4 protein-coding genes are annotated in these 2150 nt (G+C 59.1%); all 4 read right to left on the bottom strand.

Features of this window, described 5'->3' with window-relative positions; all coding sequences use genetic code 11:
• Window positions 1-309 (bottom strand): arsenate reductase ArsC (locus CW742_RS11145; protein WP_292420392.1); only part of this gene is annotated, 309 nt, incomplete at its 3' end.
• Entirely contained in the window at window positions 306-764 is a 459-nt protein-coding gene (locus tag CW742_RS11140) for an arsenate reductase ArsC (protein ID WP_292420390.1), read from the bottom strand. The genes CW742_RS11145 and CW742_RS11140, both read right to left, overlap by 4 nt.
• Before the next feature lie 22 nt (window positions 765-786).
• Window positions 787-1437, bottom strand: coding sequence for a phosphate signaling complex protein PhoU (phoU, locus tag CW742_RS11135; protein ID WP_292420388.1), 651 nt, complete (start codon window positions 1435-1437; stop codon window positions 787-789).
• Between the two features lie 7 nt (window positions 1438-1444).
• A partial coding sequence (gene pstB / locus CW742_RS11130; RefSeq protein ID WP_292420386.1) for a phosphate ABC transporter ATP-binding protein PstB occupies window positions 1445-2150 on the bottom strand: 706 nt, incomplete at its 5' end.

Genomic DNA, 2150 nt, shown 5'->3' with positions numbered 1-2150 from the left:
GTCGCAGACCGTGACGACGATATCCGGCCCCCAGTCCCTGAACTCGTCAAGGTGTCGTGAGCGACCCTTCGCGATATCGATACCTATCTCCTGCATGACCGTCACGGCCATCGGGTGGGCCGGGCGGGGTTCCGTCCCGGCGCTCCCGGCGAGAAAGAGATAGCCGTACTGCTGCCTTAAGTATCCCTCGGCCATCCGCGACCGTGCGGAGTTGTGCGTGCAGATGAAGAGGACACGTACCGGCTGTGCGCTGTTCCCCGGCAGGGCGTTCCCTGCCGGAGGCTGTTTCTTTCTGTCAGGTGTTGTCATGGTTCTGTCTCCCTATTTCCGGGTTCCCCTGTTTTGGGGCAGTCAGGAAAGATATCCGACAGCCAGGCATCGATATCCTCCCGGAGGGCCCGGAACTCCGCAAAGACGAGCTCTTTATTTTCCTGTACCTCGGAGGGGCTGACAAAATCCCGGTGGATCCGTGTTGTCCCTTCGGGAATGGCACCCGTTGCCGCAAGTTTCGCATGGTCGCACATCGTGACTACAAAATCGAACTTCATGGAGGGAAATGCCGATAGGCTCTTGGACTTCTGCGAGGAGATGTCGATCCCCTCCTCCCTCATGACAAGGACAGCGTACGGGCTCAGGCCGCCGGGGGCTACCCCGGCAGAGAACGCACGGTACCGGCGCGGGCACCGGGCATTGAGCAGCCCCTCTGCTATCTGCGACCGGACTGAATTGAACGAGCAGATGAAGAGGACCGTCTTTGGTTCCATGACCCGGGCTTCCTTTTCATCCTTAGTGGATCTCCACGCGTTCCCCGGTCTCCATATACTGCACATTCTCGGCAATCTTGCAGGCATGGTCGGCGCAGCGTTCGAGGTACCGGGCGACCATGATATAGTGCGTGCACCGCGAGATGGTCCGGGGGTCTTCCATCATGTAGGTGATCCCCTGCCGGAAGATCGAGTGGCGGAGGGCGTCGATGGTATCGTCACGGGATGAGAACGCCTCGATGAGCCGGAGGTTGTCGGTCTCGTAGGCCTTGATCGCGTCGTCGACCATGTCGATCACCAGTTCTGCCATGTGGGGAAGGCTCATCAGGTTCGCGATATGCGGGTTGTCGGAGAGGTCCCGGACGATATTTGCGATAACTTTCCCGTACCGCCCGATGCGGAGCGAGGCCGTGATCACCTTGAGGGTGCAGGCGATGATCCGCATGTCCTTTGCCATCGGCTGGTTGAGCGCAATGAGCTGGTAGCAGCGCTCTTCGAGCCGGACCTCCATGGTGTGGATCTCCTCCTTTCTCCCGACAACAGAGACGGCAAGTTCGGTGTCCTGCCGGATGAGGGCATCAACAGCATCCCGCAGCATGGATCTCCCAAAGTGTGCCATCTCCACTGCTTCTTTCCTGAGTTCTGATAGTTCCGTATGGAATTTTTCTGCCATGGTTCACCTACCCGAACCGCCCGGTAATGTAATTCTCGGTCAGTTCCTCGGCCGGGTGCTCGAAGATCTGCTTGGTCCTTCCGCATTCGATCAGCTTGCCGAGGTACATGAACCCCGTGTAATCACTGACCCTGGCTGCCTGCTGCATGTTGTGGGTCACGATGATGACCGTGTAATCGGCCTTAAGCATCTCGATAAGGTTCTCGATCTTCGCGGTTGCGATCGGATCGAGTGCCGAGCAGGGTTCGTCCATCAGGATCACTTCGGGCTCGACAGCGAGCGTCCGTGCTATACAGAGCCGCTGCTGCTGGCCTCCCGAGAGCCCGAGGGCCGAGTCGTTCAGCCGGTCCTTCACTTCGTCCCAGAGGGCAGCATGGCGGAGGCTCTGCTCCACGATCCGGTCGAGCTCGCACTTGTCGCGGATCCCGTGGACCCGTGGGCCATAGGCGATGTTGTCGAAGACGGTTTTTGGGAACGGGTTGGGTTTCTGGAAGACCATGCCGACTTTCTTTCTTAAGGTCACGACATCGGTGGACGGCGCATGGATGTTCTCATCGTCGAGCGTGATCTCGCCTGTGATCTTCACGTGATCGATGAGATCATTCAAACGGTTGAAGCACCGCAGCAGGGTCGACTTCCCGCAGCCTGAGGGGCCGATCAGGGCAGTGACCCGGTTCTTCGGCACCTTCATCGAGACCGACTCAAGGGCATGC

This window comes from Methanoregula sp. (assembly GCF_002835825.1).
GTDB lineage: Archaea > Halobacteriota > Methanomicrobia > Methanomicrobiales > Methanospirillaceae > Methanoregula.
This window is presented reverse-complemented; position numbering and strand designations above follow the sequence as displayed.